The sequence below is a fragment of the Haladaptatus sp. CMSO5 genome (assembly GCF_036689885.1).
In the GTDB taxonomy this organism is placed as follows: Archaea; Halobacteriota; Halobacteria; order Halobacteriales; family Halococcaceae; genus QDMS2.
Genome location: NZ_JBAHVW010000001.1, coordinates 817,230 through 838,482 on the forward strand (window position 1 = coordinate 817,230; position 21,253 = coordinate 838,482).

Annotated in this window: 19 protein-coding genes and 2 tRNA genes; 5 read left to right on the forward strand and 16 right to left on the reverse strand. The window is 60.6% G+C overall.

Features of this window, described 5'->3' with window-relative positions; all coding sequences use genetic code 11:
* Window positions 1-6 precede the first annotated feature (6 nt).
* The 4 genes from tuf to V5N12_RS04430 form a co-directional block, all read right to left on the reverse strand.
* Window positions 7-1,275, reverse strand: a complete 1,269-nt coding sequence (gene tuf, locus V5N12_RS04415) for a translation elongation factor EF-1 subunit alpha (RefSeq protein WP_332897943.1) — start codon at window positions 1,273-1,275, stop codon at window positions 7-9.
* 130 nt (window positions 1,276-1,405) lie between these two features.
* Complete coding sequence (locus V5N12_RS04420) at window positions 1,406-2,353, reverse strand: homoserine dehydrogenase (RefSeq protein ID WP_332897944.1); 948 nt, start codon at window positions 2,351-2,353, stop codon at window positions 1,406-1,408.
* Entirely contained in the window at window positions 2,350-2,898 is a 549-nt protein-coding gene (locus V5N12_RS04425; RefSeq protein ID WP_332897945.1) for an amino acid-binding protein, read from the reverse strand. The genes V5N12_RS04420 and V5N12_RS04425 overlap by 4 nt, the downstream gene beginning before the upstream one ends.
* Before the next feature lie 311 nt (window positions 2,899-3,209).
* Complete coding sequence (locus V5N12_RS04430) at window positions 3,210-5,396, reverse strand: elongation factor EF-2 (RefSeq protein WP_332897946.1); 2,187 nt, start codon at window positions 5,394-5,396, stop codon at window positions 3,210-3,212.
* Between the two features lie 263 nt (window positions 5,397-5,659).
* On the opposite strand from V5N12_RS04430, the gene V5N12_RS04435 reads away from it, so the two are divergent.
* Complete coding sequence (locus V5N12_RS04435) at window positions 5,660-6,421, forward strand: DUF5781 family protein (protein WP_332897947.1); 762 nt, start codon at window positions 5,660-5,662, stop codon at window positions 6,419-6,421.
* 2 nt (window positions 6,422-6,423) lie between these two features.
* On the opposite strand, the gene V5N12_RS04440 is transcribed toward V5N12_RS04435, so the two are convergent.
* From V5N12_RS04440 to V5N12_RS04450, 3 genes are read right to left on the reverse strand one after another with little or no spacing between them, the layout of a single operon-like run.
* Entirely contained in the window at window positions 6,424-7,887 is a 1,464-nt protein-coding gene (locus V5N12_RS04440; RefSeq protein ID WP_332897948.1) for a hypothetical protein, read from the reverse strand.
* Window positions 7,880-8,317, reverse strand: coding sequence for a DUF6114 domain-containing protein (locus V5N12_RS04445; protein ID WP_332897949.1), 438 nt, complete (start codon window positions 8,315-8,317; stop codon window positions 7,880-7,882). The genes V5N12_RS04440 and V5N12_RS04445 overlap by 8 nt, the downstream gene beginning before the upstream one ends.
* A 5-nt stretch (window positions 8,318-8,322) precedes the next feature.
* Window positions 8,323-8,946, reverse strand: coding sequence for a DUF6230 family protein (locus tag V5N12_RS04450; RefSeq protein WP_332897950.1), 624 nt, complete (start codon window positions 8,944-8,946; stop codon window positions 8,323-8,325).
* Window positions 8,947-9,288: 342 nt separating this feature from the next.
* Between V5N12_RS04450 and V5N12_RS04455 the strand changes: the two genes are divergently transcribed.
* Window positions 9,289-9,816: a hypothetical protein gene (locus V5N12_RS04455; protein WP_332897951.1), complete on the forward strand. Its 528-nt coding sequence runs from the start codon at window positions 9,289-9,291 to the stop codon at window positions 9,814-9,816.
* Between the two features lie 6 nt (window positions 9,817-9,822).
* Here the strand turns inward: V5N12_RS04455 and V5N12_RS04460 are convergent, their stop codons facing one another.
* The 3 genes from V5N12_RS04460 to V5N12_RS04470 all read right to left on the reverse strand — a co-directional run bounded on the left by V5N12_RS04460 (window position 9,823) and on the right by V5N12_RS04470 (window position 11,450).
* Complete coding sequence (locus tag V5N12_RS04460) at window positions 9,823-10,299, reverse strand: hypothetical protein (protein ID WP_332897952.1); 477 nt, start codon at window positions 10,297-10,299, stop codon at window positions 9,823-9,825.
* A gap of 111 nt (window positions 10,300-10,410) precedes the next feature.
* Entirely contained in the window at window positions 10,411-11,025 is a 615-nt protein-coding gene (locus V5N12_RS04465; RefSeq protein ID WP_332897953.1) for a 30S ribosomal protein S7, read from the reverse strand.
* On the reverse strand, window positions 11,022-11,450 hold the full coding sequence (locus V5N12_RS04470; protein ID WP_276245555.1) for a 30S ribosomal protein S12: 429 nt from the start codon (window positions 11,448-11,450) through the stop codon (window positions 11,022-11,024). Before V5N12_RS04470 ends, V5N12_RS04465 begins: the two co-directional genes overlap by 4 nt.
* Window positions 11,451-11,593: 143 nt before the next feature.
* Between V5N12_RS04470 and V5N12_RS04475 the strand changes: the two genes are divergently transcribed.
* Complete coding sequence (locus V5N12_RS04475; RefSeq protein WP_332897954.1) at window positions 11,594-11,848, forward strand: hypothetical protein; 255 nt, start codon at window positions 11,594-11,596, stop codon at window positions 11,846-11,848.
* Window positions 11,849-11,942: 94 nt separating this feature from the next.
* Here V5N12_RS04475 and V5N12_RS04480 read toward each other — a convergent pair whose 3' ends face one another.
* Genes V5N12_RS04480 through V5N12_RS04505 form a run of 6 tightly spaced genes read right to left on the reverse strand, consistent with a single transcriptional unit; the run spans window position 11,943 to window position 20,092 of the window.
* Entirely contained in the window at window positions 11,943-12,368 is a 426-nt protein-coding gene (locus tag V5N12_RS04480) for a NusA-like transcription termination signal-binding factor (RefSeq protein WP_332897955.1), read from the reverse strand.
* The gene (gene rpoA2 / locus V5N12_RS04485) at window positions 12,368-13,552 is read right to left on the reverse strand and encodes a DNA-directed RNA polymerase subunit A'' (protein ID WP_332897956.1); all 1,185 of its coding nucleotides are present in this window, start codon (window positions 13,550-13,552) and stop codon (window positions 12,368-12,370) included. The genes V5N12_RS04480 and rpoA2 overlap by 1 nt, the downstream gene beginning before the upstream one ends.
* Complete coding sequence (locus V5N12_RS04490; protein ID WP_332897957.1) at window positions 13,545-16,481, reverse strand: DNA-directed RNA polymerase subunit A'; 2,937 nt, start codon at window positions 16,479-16,481, stop codon at window positions 13,545-13,547. Before V5N12_RS04490 ends, rpoA2 begins: the two co-directional genes overlap by 8 nt.
* The gene (gene rpoB / locus V5N12_RS04495; protein ID WP_332897958.1) at window positions 16,478-18,304 is read right to left on the reverse strand and encodes a DNA-directed RNA polymerase subunit B; all 1,827 of its coding nucleotides are present in this window, start codon (window positions 18,302-18,304) and stop codon (window positions 16,478-16,480) included. The genes V5N12_RS04490 and rpoB overlap by 4 nt, the downstream gene beginning before the upstream one ends.
* 1 nt (window position 18,305) lies before the next feature.
* Window positions 18,306-19,865 (reverse strand): DNA-directed RNA polymerase subunit B'', encoded by a 1,560-nt coding sequence (locus V5N12_RS04500; protein WP_332897959.1) that lies wholly within the window; start codon window positions 19,863-19,865, stop codon window positions 18,306-18,308.
* Window positions 19,865-20,092 carry a DNA-directed RNA polymerase subunit H gene (locus V5N12_RS04505; protein ID WP_332897960.1) on the reverse strand — a complete coding sequence of 76 codons (228 nt, stop codon included), beginning with the start codon at window positions 20,090-20,092 and terminating at the stop codon, window positions 19,865-19,867. The genes V5N12_RS04500 and V5N12_RS04505 overlap by 1 nt, the downstream gene beginning before the upstream one ends.
* A 208-nt stretch (window positions 20,093-20,300) precedes the next feature.
* On the opposite strand from V5N12_RS04505, the gene V5N12_RS04510 reads away from it, so the two are divergent.
* Both V5N12_RS04510 and V5N12_RS04515 read left to right on the forward strand, forming a co-directional pair.
* Window positions 20,301-20,373 (forward strand) — tRNA-Asp (locus V5N12_RS04510).
* Between the two features lie 438 nt (window positions 20,374-20,811).
* Window positions 20,812-20,884 (forward strand) — tRNA-Asp (locus V5N12_RS04515).
* The last annotated feature ends 369 nt before the right edge of the window (window positions 20,885-21,253 follow it).

Genomic DNA, 21,253 nt, shown 5'->3' on the forward strand with positions numbered 1-21,253 from the left:
TGTGGTTTACCGTTCGTTGACGGAGAGGACCTTGCCGGCCGCGATGGTCTGACCCATGTCGCGGACTGCGAAGGAACCGAGCTCCGGAATCTCGGAGGACGGCTCGATGCTGAGTGGCTTCTGTGGGCGAACGGTGACGACTGCTGCGTCGCCGTTCTTGATGAAGTCCGGGTTCTCCTCTGCGACCTCACCACTGGCTGGGTCGAGTTTCTGGTCGATGGACTCGATGGTACACGCGACCTGTGCCGTGTGGGCGTGGAAGACTGGCGTGTAACCGGCGGTGATGACGGATGGGTGCTGCATCACGACAATCTGAGCCTGGAAGGTCTCTGCGACCTTTGGTGGGTCCTCTGCTGGACCACAGACGTCACCGCGGCGGATGTCGTCTTTGCCAATGCCACGGACGTTGAACCCGACGTTGTCGCCTGGTTCTGCCTGTGGGACTTCCTGGTGGTGCATCTCGATCGTTTTGACCTCACCGGAAACGTCGGACGGCTGGAACGAAACGTTCGCGCCGACGTCGAGGGTGCCGGTCTCGACACGGCCGACTGGGACCGTACCGATGCCGGAGATGGTGTACACGTCCTGGATTGGGAGACGCAGTGGTGCGTCCGTCGGTGGCTGTGGTGCTGGAAGCGAGTTGAGTGCTTCGAGCAGGGTTTCACCGTCGTACCATGGCGTGTTGTCGGATTCTTCGGAGATGTTGTCACCCTCGAATGCGGAAATCGGGATGAAACTCGCGTCTTCCGTGTTGAAGCGAACCTGCTTGAGGAGGTTCTTGACTTCTTTGACAACTGCCTTGTACTCGTCTTCGTCGTAGTTGACGACGTCCATCTTGTTGATGGCGACGATGAGCTCGTTGATGCCGAGCGTACGGGCGAGGAACACGTGCTCACGGGTCTGTGGCGCAACACCGTCGTCTGCGGCGACGACGAGGACGGCGTTGTCTGCCTGGGACGCGCCCGTGATCATGTTCTTCACGAAGTCGCGGTGACCAGGACAGTCGACGATGGTGAAGTAGAATTCATCCGTGTCGAACTCCTGGTGGGCGATGTCGATGGTGACACCGCGTTCGCGTTCTTCTGCGAGGTTGTCCATGACATAGGCGAACTCGAAGCCACCTTTGCCTTTGGACTCTGCCTCTTCGCGGTGCTGTTCGATGACGTGCTCGGGTACACTCCCTGTCTCGTAGAGGAGTCGCCCGACCAGCGTACTCTTTCCGTGGTCAACGTGGCCGATGACGGCCAAGTTCTGGTGCGGTTTGTCTTCGCTCATTGGTATCTCACGCACAGAGGCGCTATATCGGGTTCTTTTGGGAGTTGCGGTTAAAACAATTTCGGAACGCTGCTCGCGTCACACCGCCGCCGTCGGGCGTTTTGACAACCCATGGCACGGTTGTGCCACCCTATCGCAGTCGGCCGATGTCGGCCAGTACGGCGGTGGCCGTCTCCGGGCCACCTGCCCCGCGACCGCTGATGTTGAGTCGCCCCGCGTGCTTCGTCTCCAGTTGGACGATGTTCCGCGTGCCACTCACTGCGAGCGCACCGTGTTCGGGCACGAGTCGTGGCCCGACGCGCACCGAACCGTCCGACACCTCGCCGATGAGCCGAATCGTCTCACCGTCTTCTGCGGCGAGGTCGAGCGCGCTTGGCGGAATCGAGGAGATGCCCCGCACCTCCGCGTCAGCCAGCGTGTACTCGCGCGCACCCTCCGCGAGGACGTTCGCGAGGATGACGCACTTGAGCGCGGCGTCGGTTCCCTCCACGTCGAAGGTCGGGTCTGCTTCGGCCACGCCGAGGTCTTGGGCCTCTGCGAGGACGTGTTCGTACCCGAGGCCTTCCGCGGCCATGCGCGTGAGGATGAAGTTCGCCGTCCCGTTCAACACGCCGCGAACGGCGGTGATGTTGCGCGACCCCATGTCCGCAATAGTAGAGAGGGCGGGAATGGCTCCGGCCACAGTTGCTTCGAATAGCACCTCACCTTCGCTTTCGCGTTCGAGCGCGCGCACGTCGGCGTAGCGCTCTGCAACCGGCCCTTTGTTTGCGAGGACGACGTCGCAGTCTGCTTCGAGGGCGGCCCTGACGTGGCTGAACCCCGGCTCTGCGTCGCCGAGCGTCGTCGGCGTCGCCTCGACGAGCACGTCGTAGTCGCTAGAGAGGACGGTTTCCGGGCTCTCAGCACCGACTGCTTTCCCGCGCTCTTTGCGGTCGAGTGCGTGGGCAACGTCAATGCCAGACGCGTCGATGGCCGCGCTCTGTGAGTCCGCGAGCGCCGTGACGGTGTGGCCGTACTCGCCGGCCAACTCCGCGACCGAGCGGCCAACAGCACCGGCTCCAAGGATGGCGAGTTTCATTGGTCGCCTCCGTCGAGAAGCGGTTCAACGACCTCTAAGCCCTTTTCTGCTGCAATCCCCCGCACGGTTTCGAGCACGCGCTCTGCCTTCCCGCGTTGGGTGGCAAGCCGCATCCGGGCACACGACACCTCGTCAGTGCCGTTTGGCGCGGTTAGCGACACATCTGCGACCGAGGCACTCGTACACTCTTCGAGCCGCGTGAGCGTATCAGAGAGGTCCGTCTCGACCAAGTGGCCGATGAGCACGATGTTCATCTCCTCGCCGTAGCGCTCGGGGCCAGCTTTGGTGACGTTCACACCATTTTCTCTGAGCGCGCCCACGATGGTCTCGAAGCGCTCTGGGGTCGCCTCGAAATCGACTTCGACGGGGATGCGCCCGCGTGGGGTAATCGACCCGCGCTCGTGGAAGATAGAGAGAAGGTTCCCCCCGTTGTTTGCGATTGGTTCGAGCGCGGCCAACAGTTCACCGGGCTCATCGGTGAGTTCGAGTCGGACGATGTAGGCCCGTGTGTACTGCCCGCCGTCGGTCGTTGCTTGCTCACTCATCTGACCACCCGACGACGCGCGTCGGCGAGGCGCAAGCCGCCGTAGGGCGGGCCACCGAACGATGTTCGATGCAAAAGGCCTGAATCATGCGTTCCACTCACTCGTGCGACGATAAAAGCCTGATGTAACATGCAACCGTTGGTAAAATTCGCCGCACTGTCACATGGTGAGCTGACTGCGTTGCTCTCGGTCTGCTGAAAAAAAGATAGAGCCGCACCCGAACGCGCCTTCCGGCGCGTTCGGCCTTTTTCGGGCGCGTTTTTCAAGGAGGGGTTCGCCGCAGACGAACCCGACGATGAAAAAGGTGCGCTTTAGAAGTAGTTGATCGACTCGGGCAGTTCGAGTTTCATGCCCTTGCGCTCGCGGATTTCGCGGATGGTCTCTGGCTGGAGGTTGTCAGCCATGTCCTGGAAGCCTGCGTTCTCCGTGTTCCAGGAGGCGCGGCCTTCCGTCGCGGAGCGGAGGTCGGAGGCGAAACCAATCATCTCCTGCACTGGGGCAACGCCTTCGACAACCATGACGTCGCCGTCCTGGTACATGTCGTCGACGCGGCCACGGCGACCCTGAATCTCGCCGGAGGCGGCACCCATGTGCTCGGTCGGCACGTCGATGCGGACGTTCTGGATTGGTTCGAGCAGGGAGATCTCACCAGCGATGAGCGAGCGGTGGATGGCGTCGCGGGTTGCCGGGATGACCTGTGCTGGACCACGGTGGATGGCGTCCTCGTGGAGCTTTGCGTCTTCGAGGCGGAACAGTGCGCCTGCGACTGGCTCCTTTGCGAGTGGGCCGTCGTCGAGGGCCTCTTCGAGACCTTCGATGACGAGCTCCATCGTCTCGTTCAGGTGCTGGATACCCTTCGTGTCGTCGATGAGGATGTTCGTCCCGTAGATGTGTTCGACGTTCTGGGCCGTGTCCTTGTCCATGCCAGCTTCCATGAGCGCCTCGCGGCGTTCGAGTTCTGGCATGTCCATCGTCGCCTCACCGAGCTTCAGCAGCTCCACGATCTCTTCCGAGAGTGGCTCTACGCGGACGTAGAAGCGGTTGTGGCGGTTTGGCGAGATGCCTTCGACCGTCTGGGAGGCCTTGCGCGGCTTCTCGCGGTAGACAACGATAGGCTCACCAGTCGTGACAGGGATTCCCTGGTTGCGCTCGATACGCTGGGTGATGACTTCGAGGTGAAGTTCACCCTGCCCACTGATGAGGTGCTCGCCGGTGTCCTCGTTGATCGTAATCTGGATGGTGGGGTCTTCTTTGGAGACCTGGCGAAGCGTCGCGATGAGCTTTGGCAGGTCGTCCATGCTCTTTGCCTCGACGGACTTCGTGATGACGGGTTCGCTGATGTGCTCGATGGACTCGAACGGCGTCATCTCCACGGAGGAGACGGTGGAGCCAGCGATGGCGTCGCGAAGGCCGGTCACGGCTGCGATGTTACCCGCAGGGACGCGCTCGACTTCCTCGCGCTCGCCACCCATGTAGAGGCCGACAGACTGGATGCGGTTTTTGCCCGCAGTCCCGGAGACGTAGAGTTCCTGACCGCGCTCGATGGTCCCGGAGAACAGGCGACCGGATGCGACTTCGCCTGCGTGTGGGTCCATGGCGATGTCCGTGACCATGAAGACGACTTCGCCGTCGTCGTCGACGTCACGCATCTGGATCGCGATTTCGCTCTCTGGGTCTCCACGCCAGACGGTCGGGATACGACGTGGCTGCGCTTCGATTGGGTTCGGGAAGTGCTCTGCGACCATGTCCAGCACGACGTCCGAGAGCGGGGAGAGCTCTTTGAGCTCTTCCGTGTTGTCGTTCTGGTTGTAGTCGATGATGTCCCCGAAGTCGATGCCGGTTTCCTGCATGGATGGGAGGCTGACTGCCCAGTTGTAGAGGGCAGAACCGAAGGCGACAGTCCCGTTCTCGACGGAGACCTTCCAGCCGTCTTCCTCGTATTTCTCCTCTGCCATGCCGCGGATGAGTTCGTTGACCTCGCGGATGACCTTCTGGAGACGCTGTTGCATCTCCTGTGGGCCTTCCTGCAGCTCGTTGATGAGGCGGTCGACCTTGTTGATGAACAGTGCTGGCTTGACACCCTCACGGAGTGCCTGGCGGACAACCGTCTCAGTCTGGGGCATCGTGCCTTCGACTGCGTCAACCACGATGAGCGCACCGTCGACTGCGCGCATCGCACGCGTCACGTCGCCACCGAAGTCGACGTGGCCGGGCGTGTCGATGAGGTTGATGAGGTGGTTTTTACCGTCCCATTCGTGGGTCATCGACACGTTTGCCGCGTCGATGGTGATGCCACGTTCCTGCTCGTCTTCCTCGGTGTCCATCGCAAGCTGGTGGCCTGCAAGGTCCTTGGAGATCATACCTGCCCCCGCGAGCAGGTTGTCGGTCAGGGTTGTTTTACCGTGGTCGATGTGCGCCGCGATGGCCATGTTCCGGATGTGCTCCGGCTTGTCCATCAGGCGTTCACATTCCTGGACAATCTTCTTTCGTCGGCCCATATGGGCTAACCTTCCGGCAGGAGGTTCAAAAGGATAGTGTTTCGTGCGAGCCAGCGCTGACACGTCAATTCCGCCGAATATCCCCGCCAAACCCGCTCAGGGGGCGTTTTGTCTCTAAACCACACCTCTGCCTTTATTCAGCTCCCAAACCGAGAAAACGAGGCGTACGTCGCTCGAAATCGCCGCAAACCGTCTCTGCCACTCTGTATGTCAACAATCCCCACAAAATACTTCTCTCACCCTGTCGTTTGGTATGTATACACATGGATGTCCGTGTGCCAGCAGGCGTGTCCCAAGACCCGTTTCTCGGGGCACAGTACCTCTTTGAGACCGAATACGACCTCGACTGGCCAGTCATCGTCACGGTTCGCGACAACCCCGACGAGCGCACGTGGACGGCACACTACGTCGAACACCACTTGCTCAACATTTCGAGACAGGCCGCATCGAGCGCGATGGCCCGCGAGCTCGTGCTCCACGAGTACGCGCACATGTACCGCTACGAGCAGGGCCACCCCTCCCACCTCCAATCGACCGCAGAAGCGCTCGTCCTCGCGTTTACCGGGCGACAGGTCGAGCAGCGAAAGCTCACCCACTGCTATCAGATTGCGAATCACATGAAGGACATCTACGCCGACGATATCACCCTCGACGTGTACCCGGCGACGAAACTCCTCGCGTTCTTAGAAGCCAGCCTCGCAACCGCCGTCGCAAACCGGCCTATCGACCGGCCCGGAGCCGTCCGCCACACCCCGGCCGCAGACCCGGATATCACCGCCGTAAACGCCGCGTTCGCCCTCGGCCTCGCAGAGCGCCACGACCTCATCGAACCAGACCACCGCCTCTACGAACTCGCCGCCATCGCGGCCGCAGACGCACCGAACGTCAATTTAGATTCGTTCAAGCGCCGATTCCGCACGCTCGCGCGCGACACGAATACGAGCGAGTATCGCAAGGCGCTCGTGGATATCACGAGAAAATACGCCATGCACACCGGCGGTGCGGGCGACGCGGCAGCCGACTGAGCCTACGCCAGCCCGACGGTCTGCAAGGCGACGTCGAGTAACGTCCCATCAGACCCATCGCTGTCGGTGGTGTTCGTCGTATTGTCGTCGAGAGCCGTCCCCGTGGTATCGGTGGTGTTCTCGACGAGGTCTGTCGTTTCGGTGGTCGTCTCATCGACCGTTTCGACGGTATCGTCAACCGTTTCCTCGGTGGTGTTTGTCGTCTCATCGACCGTCGTACTCGTTTCTTCGGTTGGACTCTCGACTGTTTCAGCGGTGTCGTCAACGGTCTCCTCGGTAGTGTTGGTGGTGTTTTCGACTGTTTCTGTCGTCTCTTCGGTGGTGTCTTCAACCGTCCCTGACGTGTCAGTGACCGTTTCGTCAACCGTGTCAGTGGTCTCGTCGGTCGTGTCGTCCACCGTGTCGGTGGTCTCGTTCACCGTCTCATCCACCGTCTCAGTCGTGTCGCCCACCGTCTCATCAACGGTTTCTGAGGTATCGTTCGTCGCCCCGCCGGTGGTGTCGTCAACGAGGTCTGTTGTGTCGTCTACCGTCTCATCGACGGTATCCGTCGTGTCGTCGGTGGTGTTGTCTACTGTGTCCGTCGCGTCTCCGACGGTGTCGGTCGTGTTGTCCACCGTCTCCGTCGAATCATTGACTGTATCGTCTATCGTGCCAGTCGTGTTGTCCACACCCTCCTCTATCGTCTCGGTTGGATTCTCGATGACGTCGTCCACGGTATCGGTGGTGTCGTCCACGGTGTCTGTGACGTTGTCGGTGGTCTCATCGACCGTATCAACCGGGTTGTCGAGCGTTTCGTTTACCGTGTCGGTGGTGTTGTTCACCACGTCTGGCACGTCCTCCGTCGTGTCGTCCACCGTCTCGGTGGCGTCATCCGTCGTCTCGTCCACCACGTCGGTCGTCTCGTTCAGGTCGGGCGTGGGGCTTTCCGAGTTCGAGGAGTTGTTGAGGAGGTCTGGTGGCAGCTCCAAGCCGCCGGGTTCGGGGGCGTCTGCTGCCGCATCGGGGCCGGCTATCAGCTCCATGTTCTGTGAGTTGAGCGAGTCAGCAGACAGGTAGTACGCCTCGACGACTGTCGGGGAGTCTTGGTCAAGCGGGATGCACGCGTGCAGCGTGGCGAGCGTGTTCACCAGTTGGTTCTCGCCGTTGGTGTACATGACGAGCGACTGGTCTACCCGACTCTCTTCCATCTCGATTCGCTTCTGGATGGAACCGGCGTTCATGTAGATGGTCACGTCCTTCATCGTCGCCTTCGTCACCGTGACCTTGTTCACGTCAGGTGCTTGTTTCTCTGCGCAGATGAGACCGCCATTTTCGTCTAAGTCGATGGCACCGGTTTCGACGGTGAACGATTCGCGGTCCTCGACTTCTTCGGGGGCCGCGCTCGCCACGTCGGTCGCGAGGAAGCCGACGCCAACGCTCGCAACGACGAGCGACGCGGCGACGACTGCCAGAACGCTACGCACTGGCCTCACCGGCGCTCGCGTCGTCGCCTGTTTTGCGCTCACGTTTCCACGCAACACAGAGATTCCCGCCGATGATGCCGATGAGCATGCCGATGAGGAGGCCACCGAGCGCGCCCATGAGTGAGAGAATCGAGAGCACCACGCCCGCCACGCCGAAGATGGTCGCGTGTTCCGGCATGGCGAGTGCGCCCACGCCCGTAAGGAAAACGAACGTGGCGAACACTAGCCCGATGATGGTGAACGTCCCGCCGATGAAGATGAGTTCGCCCGCGAACTGAAGCGGGACGTAGCCGATGATGAGGCCGGCGAGGAGGAGCAACACGCCACCGAGGAACGGTCGCTTCACTCGCCACGCGGCAAACTGGTTGTGTCGCCGTCTGAGAGGAGCTATTCCCGGAATCATGGTGGTGTTGGTCTGCTCAGACGCCATGGGTCTCATTCTCCGTTGCCGCTGGTTTCGTCGTACTGTCCGTCGCCGTCCGCGTCGTACTGGATGTCGAGTTCCAGCCCGGGCAGGCTGATGGTGTTGGTCGCCAGATAGTGGGTGTTAATCTTGGCGTTTTTCAGGACTTGGGCAGGCCCGTCGCTGTCGATGCTGACCGTCCGCCCTTCTATGTCCTCGGTCGCAGAGCCGGACTTGATGTCGAACTTTCTGGTCGGATCGTCGGAGTCGTGTTCGTCGATAAGCTGGTGGTTGAACGTCGCCTGCTCGGCTTGGATGTTGCTCACCTTGATGATTTGCTGATCTGCTTCGACCGTCTCACTGGAAGTCATCACGATGCGCGCGTTCCCGCTGAGGCCGGGTATCGAATCGACGTTGAGTTCTTTGATGAGTTTCATCCCGTCGATTTCGACCCCTTTCTGCTCGACGACCGCCATGGGGTAGGCCCCTTGCTCGCTTGTGTCGTCGGAGCCGGGGTAGATAACGGCTGAATCGGCTCGAATCTCGTCTGCTTGAATCGTAAACCCGCCGATGCCTGCGAGCGGCGCGGCGTAGGCCGTTCCCGTGGACATTACGAGAACGCCCACGAGCAGGAGGGTTCCGAACGATGCGCTCATTCCTTTCGCCAGGAGTGCTTTTCTGTACATGGGTATCACTGAGGATGACGACGGGTGTGGCGGGGCACGCATCGAGTGATTATCCCGTAGTGTTGGGAACCCGAGCGTGACCCGTCGTCACATACCACGTGCAAGGCCAGAAATCCACCTCACAGTTTCCCCGGGATAACCCGGGCTTTTATGATAAATTGTGTGGAATAGAAACTTTACACTTCTACTATTAATTGAAAAACTAGTATTTTACTCGACCTGTCCGGTTTTCATGCATGTACCCTTGGTGCCTATAAACACCCGGTTGCAGACTGCACGACGTTTTTCACACGGTCGGTCGAACTGCGTGCCATGACAGAGACTCGCACGTTCGCCGTCGATATCACCGGCGAACAGGTAGAAGCTGCCGTTGCCGGTGGCCTCTTCGGCGCGTTTCAAGGGGGACTGCTTCTCCAACTCTGGAATCCGGATGCCATCCGCGAGATTGGCGCGACCGTGGGGATGGCGTCACTGAACGGTGGCTGGCTGGCGCTGTTTGGCTACGGCGTTTTATTCGGTGTTCCCTTCAGCGCGGTCGTCTCCGGGTCGGCTGACACCCTCGTCACCACCTTCACCGCACTCTCGCGTCGCAACGCGGTCCTCGAAAAACTCCTCGACCCACTGTTGAGCCGTTCACCGCTCGGCGCGACGCTGTTCGCGCTCGGGCAGGGCTACGGCATCCTCGTTGGTCTTCTGTTCTGGAGTCTTTTCGTACCCGGCTGGCTCGCCGTCCTCGGGCACTCCACTGCAACCCCCGTTTTCGACCCCGTTGCGCTCTTCAGCTGGGCGACCTACGGCGGCATGATGGGGCTGGTGTACGGACTCATCCGCGACCACTAACGGGCGTTACCGACCGAGAACCCGGTCTACCGCCCGCCGCACCGCGGCGCCGACGAACGCACCACCCACCGATTCGAGGGCGATGAACACCAGTATCGTCAGCAAGATGAGCAGGTGTCCAGTCCCACCCATGTGGTCGTACCACGGACTCACCGGGCCAACGGCGTTCAGCAACACCGATGGAGGCTCGCTGTAGAGGCCAATTAGGCTCCCAATCAGTATGACGACGAGCCCGCCCGCAAAGCCCGTGATGGCTCCGACGACAAGCCCGTGTGCAAGGCCGCGAACCCCACCACCCGCCGCGTAGGCTGCGACGAACCCGGCGAGCACCCCGCCGCCAACGATACCGAGAATGGGGATGATGAGGGCGTTCAGATTGACGAGTACCCCGACCGTTGACGCGCCGACGAGCACCGGTATCGAGAACTCAACGTCGGGAAGCCCATCTCTGGAGACTGGAACGCGAGTGTCTGTCTCTGTCATTCACCTAGGCGACTCTGTAGCTCTCAAAAAGGCTGCTGGCGGGAACACACGGGTGTTTATACGGGCGAACGCAGTCGCTCGCGACGTGTGAAATGTGAGAGAAGGGAACGGTTACCGAGCGGCGGCGGCGACGCGCTCTTTCTCTTCTTTCTGCCCGATCGGGTACGACTGGACGTCGTAGTCTGCTGCGCCCATCAGCTGGGATGCAAGCGCCTCTGCGGCGCTGGTTGGCTTCTTGTACGAGCCACTGTACGCACCCTGTGCGATGAACTTCAGTGCTTGGTCGACACGGCGCTGTGGCGCAACGTCGACGGCCTGTGGAACCGAGATGCCACCGTACTTGAGACGGACGGTCTCTTCACGGGGCGAGGAGTTCTCGACGGCGCGGACGAGAATCTGGACGGGGTTCTCGTCGGTGCGCTCTGCGATGATGTCGAACGCGTCGCGGACGATGGAACTCGCCTGCTGTTTTTTGCCCGTGTTCTCCTCGGTCTGCATCAGACGGTTGATGAGCCGTTCGACGATGCTGACTTCGCTCTTCTGGAACTGCTTGTTCGCGTGGCGTCCCATCGTGTGGGCGATGGGCGTCACGGTGATGTAGCGTTTGGTGCTCGGGTCCGTGTATTCGATTTCCGACACGTCCCACTTGCCAAACAGCTCAGCGACGGTGCTTGCCTCTTCTGCGTCGACTGGCTGGTCTGGCTCTGGAGATTCCTCGTCGCTCATCGGACTGGCTTCTCCTTGTTGCCACGGACGAGTTCGATCATGGACACGCCATTGACCTTCTCGACCTTGTAGTTGACACCCGAAAGGTCACCCATTGCGCGACCCTTCGCGCCGCCGATGCCGGCGATGGTGACTTCGTCGTGTTCGTCAATGAACGAGATTGCGCCGTCACCAGGACAGAAGGCGGTGACTTGCTTCCCGTTCTTGATGAGTTGAACACGGACACATTTTCGGATTGCAGAGTTGGGCTGTTTTGCCTCAATGCCCACTTTCTCCAGGACGATACCTCGGGCCTGCGGTGCGCCCTCGAGAGGGTCAGACTTGACGCCGAGCCCTCGGGCGCGCCGCGCGTACTCAGAGTCGGACCATCGGTGTGACTGACGGTCCTTTTTGAGCTTCCGCGCGGCGTACTTGCCGTTCGCCATAGTACGCTTTCGTACCTGATGGAGCTACTTAAGCCTCCCTTTTCGCACCCGCAGACGGGCGCTCTGTGGCGAATGTGGCTCGTGGTATCACGCGCCCGGGGTCGATAAAAAGATTATTACGGTTTTCGCGTCTACATTTGCCTATGTCCACCCCTCCGAACACCGAACCTTCCTCGGGCCAGGAGTTCTTAGAAACTCTGTTTCGGTATTCGTTCGTGTTGAAGCTCATCGGCATCGTCGTTGGCCTGTTTGTCTTTGGCTATCTCATCGATACCTTCGGCGCACCGAACTCCTTTACCGGCATCGTCGTTGGCATGTCTTGGAGCCTCTCTGTCCTCCTTGCGCTCACCATCGTCGTCATCGGCGGCCTCTCGCTGATTCGCCAGGCACTCCAGTAAGTCGCTTTTTTCAGGTATCTCACGGTTCACAGACGCACAGCGCGACCGCTGTCGGTCGTCGGTCGCCACAAAAAATCCGCCTCGTGCGTGCGAGTCAGGTTAACTGGATGTCGTCGATGTCGTGGTGGCGCTTTGCAAACAGGCGCGCCGCGTGGATGTTGCGCCCGCCTTTGCCAATCGCCACGCCCACATCTTCCTGTGCCACCTCGGCGTAAGCCACCATGTCGTCGTTCCGACTGATGGTGACGTGATACACCGCGGCGGGTGCGAGCGCGTTCGCGACGAACGCCTCGGGTGTGTCCGCGTTTTCGATAAGTTCGATGTCGCGGCCAAGTTTGTCTTCGACCTCTCGGACGTGCGTCCCGCCGGGGCCTATCGCTTGGCCCATCTCACCCGCACCGACGAGGATGAGTACGCGGTCGTTTTCCTCATCGACCACGCAGTCGCGGGCGCTCGCGCCGGTCACGTCCTCGAAGAGGGCGATGAACTGGCGCGCTTGGTCCGAGAGGGTGACTTTCATCAGTCTGCCTGCTCCGCACCCCGGTTTATCGACCCCATTCTGAGGTCGACGTCGCCGGTACCGAGTCGAATTGGCTTCCCAACGATGACGTTCTCGGTGACACCGTTCAGGTCGTCAATTTCGCCGTGGATGGCCGCGTCGAGCAGGTGGTTCACCGTCACCTCGAACGCTGCACGGGCGAGCACGGACTCCTTGCTGCCGGAGATGCCGTGACGACCGATGGACTCGATCTCGCCGCGGTTGGTCATGATGTCTGCAACGAGCATCATGTGGCGGATGTTCACGTCGCCAAGCCCCTGTTCTTCGAGCGTGTTCATCGTCTCCTCGATGATTGCCTCGCGCGCCGCTTCGATGCCGAGCGTGTGGTGAATCTCGTGGATGTTGTTACACGTCGTCCGCGAGGCGTCCACACCTTCGATGGTGAGCGCCTCACCGAAGGCCGACCCTTCGGTGTAGAGGACGAACTGGTCTTCGCCGTCTAAGTCTTCCTTGCGGATGACGACACGGCGCACGTCTTCGATACCCTTGAAGACGATTTCGCGCAGCTCTTCTACGAGCTGCAGGAGGTCGCGGTAGCTTGGTTTCTCTGGACCGAACTCGATGGACGTGCCGTTCTGGACGGTTTTCACGCCGAGTTTGTCCTCGATGATGCCCGCGACGTCCTCTGCGGTCAGGCCCCGCTCTGAGAGCGTGTCCTGGTTCAGGTTCACCTGCACGAGCATGTCCGCGACGTTCGTGCTGATATCACCGAGCGCGAGGATGCGCGTCGCTTCGACGTTCCAGACGACCTGGTGGGCGAGTTCCTTGTCGGTGGCGTACTCGTCTTCTAAGTAGACCGTCATCATCGGCGTGTCCGGCGTCTTGCGGGCGTCCACCAGCTCGATGAGCCGGGGCAGTCCCTGGGTCACGTCGATTTCTGCCACACCCGCGTAGTGGAACGTGTTCATCGTCATCTGCGTCCCCGGCTCACCAATCGACTGGGCACTCACGGTGCCAACGGGGTCGAGTGGGTCAACGCGGGTTTCGATGTAGCGGTTTTCGACCGCCATGACGATTTCTTTGGCCTGCTCGTCGGTGACGTTGCGCTCTTCTAACGTCTGGTAGAGTTTCGTCTTGAGGCGCTTTGGGAGTTCGGTCGCTTCGACCTGCTCCTGGATGGCCTTGGGTACGTCGTAATCAGTCATCGGATTCTACCCCCGTATCGTTGTACGCTGCTTCACGTGAGTCTGCGTACTCAGAGAGGTTCGTTGGCGGCCGCTTGAGGCCGAGATACTCCTCTTTGCGTCGTTCGGACTCGAACTCTGCATCGAGGACGCGGTCTGCAATCTGGTCGACGTCGATGTCGTAGTCCTGGAACGAGGAGACCTTCACCGGACTCGTGCCGTCCTCACCGAACTCGAACTGGACGATGGTGTCGCTCGTGTCGCGCACCGTGCCGTCGTACTGCGTTTCGAGTTCCGAAAGGGCGTTGATGAGCCGACGCTGGAGGTACCCGGACTTCGAGGTGCGGACTGCCGTGTCCACAAGCCCCTCGCGGCCACCCATCGCGTGGAAGAAGAACTCACGCGGGCTGAGGCCCTTCCGGTAGGAACTCTCGACGAAGCCGTGGGCGTCCGCCGAAAGGTCGTCCTTCTGGTAGTGGCTGAGGGTGCGGTCTTCGTAGCCGCGGTTGATGCGCTCGCCGCGCACTGCCTGCTGGCCAACACACGCGGCCATCTGCGTCAGGTTGAGCAGCGAGCCACGCGCCCCGGACTCGGCCATGATGACCGCCGGGTTGTCGTCTGCGAAGTGCTCCTCTGCAATGTCACCAGCAGAGTCACGGGCTTTGCCGAGCGTCTGCATGATTTTCATCTCGAGGGTCTCGTCAACCGTCCGGCCCGGCAGGGACTCTAAGTCACCGTTCTCGTAGGTTTGGATGAGTTCCTGGACGCGCTCGTAGGCGTTGTCGATTGCCTCGTCGATCTGCTCTTCGGCTTCCTTCTCGATGGACTCGTCGTCGATACCGAGCGAGAACCCGAAGTGCATGATGGCACGCATCGCAAGCGAGGAAATTTCGTTGATGAAGATGCGCGCACGGGTTGCGCCGTACACCTTCATGATGGTGTCCACGACTTTGCCACCGAACGCACCGACTGCGTCCTCGTCGATGGTGCCTTCGAGCAGCTGGCCGTTCTCGATGATGACGGTGTCGCCGGTCGAGGACGTGAACTCGAGGCTCAGGTCGCCCGGCAGGAGTTCCGAGAAGATGGTGTGACCCGTCCAGTACGGGATGCCCTCGTCGTCCTCGCCGTCCGGCGCTGGCAGCTCGTCTACGCGCGTCGCACGGAGCAAGTCGAGTGCCTGCGTCTCGTTGAATTTCGGATTCTCGTGGGTGAGCAGGTACGTACCCGAAATGTGGTCCTGGATTGCGCCGATGATGTTCTCACCGAAGCGTGGCGAGAGAATCTGCTCCTGGACACGCATCAGCACGCGTGCCTCGGCACGCGCCTCCTCGTTCTGGAGGGCGTGCATGTTCATCTCGTCGCCGTCGAAGTCGGCGTTGTACGGCGGACAGACAACCGTGTTCAGGCGGAACGTCTTGTACGGCATCACGACCACTTCGTGGGCCATGATGGACATCCGGTGGAGCGATGGCTGCCGGTTGAAGATGACGATGTCACCGTCGACGAGGTGGCGGTTGACCTCCCAGCCAACCTCGACTTTCTCTGCGAGCTCCTCGCAGTTTTTGTGCGTGACCTTCAGGCGTCGGCCGTCAGGGCGGCGCACGTAGTTCGCGCCGGGATGTCCGTCCGGACCGTTTCGAACGTACGTTCGCGCTTCCTCTAAGGTGCGCTCGGTGACGTTCATCGTCTGGGTCATCTCTTTTGCGACGCGGTCTGGGACACCGACTTCGTTGAGCGAGAGGGTTGGGTCCGGACTGATGACCGTCCGCGCAGAGAAGTTGACACGCTTTCCTGAAAGCGAGCCACGGAAGCGCCCTTCCTTGCCCTTGAGACGCTGACTGAGCGTCTTGAGCGGGCGACCCGAGCGGTGGCGGGCCGGTGGCGTTCCCGAAATCTCGTTGTCCATGAACGTCGTGACGTGGTACTGAAGCAGTTCCCACAAGTCCTCGATAATCAGCTGTGGGGCACCAGCCTCACGATTCTCCATGAATCGCTGGTTGATGCGGATGATGTCCACGAGCTTGTGCGTGAGGTCGTCCTCACTGCGCTGACCGTTGTCGAGCGTAATCGAGGGGCGTGCGGTGACCGGCGGAACCGGCAGCACGGTGAGAATCATCCACTCTGGGCGCGAGCGCTCTGAGTCGATGCCGAGTACATCGAGGTCTTCGTCTGGGATGTCCTCGAACCAGTCGCGGATGTCAGAGGGCATCAGCTTGTTCATGTCCTCGACCGTGAGGTCGATTTTGAGCGCCTTCTCTAAGGCGCGGCGGTCCATCTCACGCGGGCGGAACTCGCCCGAGAGGATTTCGTTGATGCGTGAGAGGTCGATTTCCGTCTTGTCGGCGAGTTCCTGTGGGGAGGTACCGGGGCGGTCTTCTTCCTCGTTTGGCTGCATCGCGGCGGCGATCTGCTCTGCGTAGTCAGAGGCCAGCACGTCCTGGACTTCGTAGTACGTCGTTGGCTTCTCGTGCTGGATGTCGTACTGCGTCTCGCCACAGAACGGACAGGCATCGGCCTTGCGGGCCTGTCGGATGGCGGCTTTCGTCACGTCGTTCAGGTCGTTGCCGAGTTCGCGGGCGACTTTCTGTTGCTCGCGGAACTCGTCGCGCTCTTCTTCGGTGAGACAGAGCCGCGAGCAGTCGCGACACGTCCCGCGCAGGAGGCGGCGGATGAGTTTCGTAAAGCCGACGTGGATGACGGGCGCGGCGAGTTCGATGTGGCCGAAGTGGCCGTTACACGACCCGGAGTGTTTCCCACAGGTCTTACACTGGAGGCCGGGGTCGATGACACCGAGACGCGGGTCCATGAGGCCCATGTCGATGGGGAACCCGTCGTCGTCGTAGGTGTCTGCGGTGATGATTTTCGTCGCGCTCATCTCTCGGTACTCCTCGGGGCTCATCAGGCCGAAGCTGATAGAGCCAATCTCTTTGGGTGTGTTGTTGGAACTCATACTGCGTCCTCCAGTTCGAGGCGTGGAGCGATGCCGAGCGCCTTCATCTCGTCAAGCAGGAGCTTGAACGCGTAGCTCATCTCGATTTTGTGGATGTCCGTCTCCTCGCCACAGTTTGGACAGTAGACGCGGTGCTGGTCGACGTTCTCGACCGCACTCATGCCACAGTGCCCACAGACGTAGATGAACTCTCGGTCGGACTCGTCGAGCAGCCGCTCTTTGAGCGCCATGGCCGCGCCGTGCCCGATGAGCACGTCGCGCTCCATTTCCCCGACACGAAGCCCACCTTCACGCGCACGCCCTTCGGTCGGCTGGCGCGTGAGCACCTGCACCGGACCGCGCGAGCGCGCGTGAATCTTGTTCGAGACCATGTGGTAGAGCTTCTGGTAGAAAATCACGCCGACGAAAATCTCGGCGTCAATCTTCTCACCGGACACGCCGGAGTACATGACCTCTTTGCCCGCAGAGTTGTACCCCTGGTCGAGCAGTGCTTGGCGAATCTTCTCTTCGTTCTCGCCGGTGAAGGCCGTCCCGTCAACGCGGCGGCCCTCAAGGGAGCCGACCTTTCCGCCGAGCATTTCGAGAACGTGGCCCACCGTCATGCGCGACGGCAGGGCGTGTGGATTCAACACGAGGTCGGGCACGACGCCCTCTGCCGTGAACGGCATGTCTTCTTGCGGTGCCATGTGGCCCACGACACCCTTCTGCCCGTGACGGGAGGCGAACTTGTCTCCGAGTTCGGGAATCCGCTCGTCGCGGACCTTGACTTTCGAGAGTTTCGAGCCGTCTTCACCCTCCATCAGCGTGACGGTGTCAACGACACCGTTTTCGCCAGAGCGCATCGTGACGGAGGTTTCACGGCGCTTCTGTGGCGAGAGCCCGCCCATGTCGTCCGGTTCTTCGAGGAAGCGTGGTGGACTCGTCTTGCCGAGCAACACGTCGTTTTCGGAGACGACGGTTTCAGGGTTGACGAGGCCGTCTTCGTCTAAGTGCGTGTACGCTTCTTCGCCGCGTGCGCCGCGCACTTCGTCGTCCGGAATCTCGAAGCGGTCTTCCTGACCACCGGGATACCGGCGCTCTTCGCCCTCGTAGGTGCGGAAGAAGTGCGAGCGGCCGAGCGCGCGCTCGACCGAGTTCTTGTTCATGACGAGCGCGTCCTCGATGTTGAACCCTTCGTAGCTCATGACCGCGACGACGAAGTTCTGTGCCGCCGGGCGGTCGTCGAAGCCAATCTGTTCGGTGGTCTGCGTCTTGACCATCGAGAGCTGTGGGTAGTGCAGGAGGTGCTGGCGCGTGTCGGGACGGATGCGGTAGTTCGCCGCTGGCATCCCCAGCGACTGTTTGACCATCCCCGACCCCATCGTAATCCGCGGTGAGGCGTTGTGTTCCGGGTACGGAATCATGCCTGCACCGATACCGAAGATGAGCTGTGGGTCGATTTCCAGATGCGTGTGGTCGTCGGTAATCTCCTCTGGGTCGACCGCGACGTAGATGTCCTCCTCTTCCTCTGCGTCAATGTACTCGACGTAGCCGCGGTCGACGAGGTCGTCGAATTCGAGTTCACCGGCCGAGACTTTCTCGACTTCCTCGTCTGAGACGAGCAGTTCGCCGTTCTCGACGATGAGGAGCGGACGGCGGGCGCGGCCCGCGTCTGCGTTGATGATGACTTCGCGGGTGCGACCTTTCACCGAGACGTTCACCATCTCGCTGACGTCGCCGCGTCGTCGGGCCTCTCGGACCTGGTTTGCAAGCTGTTCGGGGTCGGGGTGCGTCCCAACCAAACTGCCGTTGACGTAGACTTTTGCTTCTCTTCCCTGGCTCATATTAGTCCGCCATTGGTTCGACGCCTTCGAGACCCGGGATACCCTCGACTCCCATCGACGCCAGTTCGCGTTTGAGTTCCTGTTCGTCCTGAATGTTCTGTGACAGCTCCATCGCCTGTGCGAAGTTCTTCACGAGTCCACAGTTCGGCCCCTCTGGCGTTTCAGAAGGACAGATGCGACCCCACTGGGTCGCGTGCAGGTCGCGGGCTTCGAAGTGCGGCTGGCTGCGCGACAGCGGCGAGCGCAGTCGGCGCAGGTGAGAGAGCACACCCATGTAGTCGGTGCGGTCGACGAGCTGGGACACCCCAGAGCGACCGCCGACCCAGTTGCCCGTCGCAATCGGGTGCTCTAAGCGCTCGGTGAGCACGTCGGAGCGAACCACGGTGTTCACCGAGAGTTTCCGGTTGCGCATGTTCGCCCGTTCGAGCTGGTACTTCACGTCGCGTGCGAGCTTGTTGAGCGCCGTCCGGAACAGGTCTTTCATCAGGTCGCCGCTGACCTTGAGGCGCTTGTTTGCGTAGTGGTCTTTGTCGTCAGAGTCGCGGCGGTGGAGCGCGAGTTCGAAACACGCCTCGGCCATCCGACAGAGGTAGTACGCCTTGTTGATGCGGACTTCTTCTTCGTCGACGCCTTCCTCGTGGAGGTGCGGGAGGAGGTAGCGGTCGATGACGTAGTTGGCCCGCTTCAGCTGGTAGTTTTTGCCCTGGCCGCTGGCGACGCGCTTGCCGAGCGTCTCGATGGCTTCCTCGGTCGTCTGGACCTCGGCGGCTTCGAGATTTTCGAGCATGAACTTCACGACCTCCGGGTCCTCGGAGACACGGTGGACGATCTCCTCGTCGGATTCGAGTCCGAGCGCACGGACGAGCGTGACGAAACTCACGCTGCCGGAAACGGACGGGAAGGAGACTTCGAGGAGGCCTTCACGATTCCGCTCACAGAGCACGAGCGCGCGGTAGCCGCGGCGCTGGCTGAACGTTTTTGCCACCTGAATCTCGTCGCCGTACTTCGTGTCGTACTCGGCGAGAATCTTGTTCGGCGCGAGGTCTTCGCTCGTCATGAGCACGCGCTCAGACCCGTTGACGATGAAGTAGCCGCCGGGGTCTGCGGGGTCTTCACCGATTTCGACGAGTTCGTCGTGGTTGAAGCCGTTTAAGTTGCACTTGGAGGAGCCAACCATGATTGGCATGCGACCGACTTTCGTCTCAGCCTGGTCGACGACTCGCTCTTCTTCTTCCTCGCCGCCTTTGATGATGGACATTTCCATGAACACCGGGGCGGCGTAGGTGATGTTGCGCAGACGGGCCTCCTGTGGGTACAGGAGTTCCTCACTACCGTCGGCTTCGCGTACACGCGGGGTGACCACGCGGACGTTGCCGAGTTCGACGTACACCGGCTCTTCGCCCTCTTTGTCGCCGATGTCCGTCTCGATGGTCGCCTTTTCGTCGACGACTTCCTGCATCCCGCGTTCTAAGAACGCGTTGAACGAGCGGAAGTGGTGTTCTGCGAGTCGTTCCCTCGAAAAGTACTGTCTTGAGATTGCGCGTCTATCGTCCGTATTCATTATTCCACCACAAGGCGGTATACGACCGCCGTTTCAGTTGTTCGGGAGTTTCGCACGATTTTGATGACGTCACCCACTTCCGCCTCGTCCGGGAGTGCGGGGTCGGTGCGTTTGATTTTTGGAAGGTCGGTGCGTTTGATGTCGTATTCTTCCAGAACCTCCTCGACTGACTCGTCGTCGAGCACGAGATGGTCCGGGACAAGTTTGTGTTGGCTTACGTCTACCATGTTTGCCTCTGGCCAGTGGGAGAAGCGGCTCTCACGAGATACTACAGGCCAGTACTGGCGCGTTCCATTTAAGGGTTGTTAACCTCGTCTACGGGCGTGCACGCGTGGCACGCCCGCGAGAGGGCGAGACACACGCTACCACCCGCCGTCGTCCACCGATTTGAAAAGCCTTAAGCCTAACACCCCGTTACGATTAGTTGCGTCACCCGCCCGGGTGGTGTAGTGGCCTATCATACAACCCTGTCACGGTTGTGACCCGGGTTCAAATCCCGGCTCGGGCGTTTTCTACAGAACCCAACCATCGAGCAGCGCGGCTTGTCGCGCTGCAAAAAGCTGGGTTCTGGTGTAACGACTACAAAGGGATTTGAATCAGGAAGCGAGAGGTGAGCGAAGCGAACACCCTCAGACCGTAAAGCGGTCTGACGAGCCACGAAAATCGCACAGCGATTTTCGGACGGGAGCGACCGTGGTTCAAACTCCGATGCGACAAGGTCGCATCGAGGCTCGCAAATGCACCGCGTTTGCTCACTTCCGAAGCAATCACAGATTGCTTCGATGTTCGCGAAACCAACGGTTTCGCTCACTCCCGGCTCGGGCGTTTTTCCAACGAACTACCCCACGAGCACCGCGTAGCGTGTGTTCACCACCTCTCGATTCGCGCTCATCCCAAGCTAGTAAGCCTTAAGACCCACACCCCGTTACGGGTAAGTGCGTCACCCGCCCGGGTGGTGTAGTGGCCTATCATACAACCCTGTCACGGTTGTGACCCGGGTTCAAATCCCGGCTCGGGCGTTTTTCCAACGAACTACCCCACGAGCACCGCGTAGCGTGTGCTCGTGCTCTCGTGAGTCTCGACGGTAACTCTCACAACAAGTTGTCAGTTCATTCAATTTCGTGTCATACCAATCCCGTGAGTTCGCAGCTCGTAACCGCCGGAACGAAATGGTGTGATTTGCACTCGCCGGAGCGCATCGCACTCTCTCACGAATCGCCACGGATTCTCCGAATATTATCTAATTCCACTCTCGTGTTCGATTAGTTTCATTTAGTCTCACGCCTTAGTAAACGGCTTGGATATTCATGCCAAGGGGATATGCCCGTTCGCAAGAATCCATGATATGGTGCGGTCGAGCCATGCCCGGACTCGATACGTGCCTCTGA

Excerpts from the sequence above, each read along its gene's own strand:
- rpoA2 (WP_332897956.1), bottom strand. The coding sequence starts at position 13,552 with ATGACTGATTACGACGTACCCAAGGCCATCCAGGAGCAGGTCGAAGCG.
- V5N12_RS04480 (WP_332897955.1), bottom strand. The coding sequence starts at position 12,368 with ATGAAAGTCACCCTCTCGGACCAAGCGCGCCAGTTCATCGCCCTCTTC.
- V5N12_RS04425 (WP_332897945.1), bottom strand. The coding sequence starts at position 2,898 with ATGAGTGAGCAAGCAACGACCGACGGCGGGCAGTACACACGGGCCTAC.
- V5N12_RS04450 (WP_332897950.1), bottom strand. The coding sequence starts at position 8,946 with ATGAGCGCATCGTTCGGAACCCTCCTGCTCGTGGGCGTTCTCGTAATG.
- tuf (WP_332897943.1), bottom strand. The coding sequence starts at position 1,275 with ATGAGCGAAGACAAACCGCACCAGAACTTGGCCGTCATCGGCCACGTT.
- V5N12_RS04445 (WP_332897949.1), bottom strand. The coding sequence starts at position 8,317 with ATGGCGTCTGAGCAGACCAACACCACCATGATTCCGGGAATAGCTCCT.
- V5N12_RS04505 (WP_332897960.1), bottom strand. The coding sequence starts at position 20,092 with ATGGTAGACGTAAGCCAACACAAACTTGTCCCGGACCATCTCGTGCTC.
- V5N12_RS04455 (WP_332897951.1), top strand. The coding sequence starts at position 9,289 with ATGACAGAGACTCGCACGTTCGCCGTCGATATCACCGGCGAACAGGTA.
- V5N12_RS04420 (WP_332897944.1), bottom strand. The coding sequence starts at position 2,353 with ATGAAACTCGCCATCCTTGGAGCCGGTGCTGTTGGCCGCTCGGTCGCG.
- V5N12_RS04435 (WP_332897947.1), top strand. The coding sequence starts at position 5,660 with ATGGATGTCCGTGTGCCAGCAGGCGTGTCCCAAGACCCGTTTCTCGGG.
- V5N12_RS04500 (WP_332897959.1), bottom strand. The coding sequence starts at position 19,865 with ATGAATACGGACGATAGACGCGCAATCTCAAGACAGTACTTTTCGAGG.
- V5N12_RS04460 (WP_332897952.1), bottom strand. The coding sequence starts at position 10,299 with ATGACAGAGACAGACACTCGCGTTCCAGTCTCCAGAGATGGGCTTCCC.
- V5N12_RS04430 (WP_332897946.1), bottom strand. The coding sequence starts at position 5,396 with ATGGGCCGACGAAAGAAGATTGTCCAGGAATGTGAACGCCTGATGGAC.
- V5N12_RS04475 (WP_332897954.1), top strand. The coding sequence starts at position 11,594 with ATGTCCACCCCTCCGAACACCGAACCTTCCTCGGGCCAGGAGTTCTTA.
- V5N12_RS04490 (WP_332897957.1), bottom strand. The coding sequence starts at position 16,481 with ATGAGTTCCAACAACACACCCAAAGAGATTGGCTCTATCAGCTTCGGC.
- rpoB (WP_332897958.1), bottom strand. The coding sequence starts at position 18,304 with ATGAGCCAGGGAAGAGAAGCAAAAGTCTACGTCAACGGCAGTTTGGTT.
- V5N12_RS04470 (WP_276245555.1), bottom strand. The coding sequence starts at position 11,450 with ATGGCGAACGGCAAGTACGCCGCGCGGAAGCTCAAAAAGGACCGTCAG.
- V5N12_RS04465 (WP_332897953.1), bottom strand. The coding sequence starts at position 11,025 with ATGAGCGACGAGGAATCTCCAGAGCCAGACCAGCCAGTCGACGCAGAA.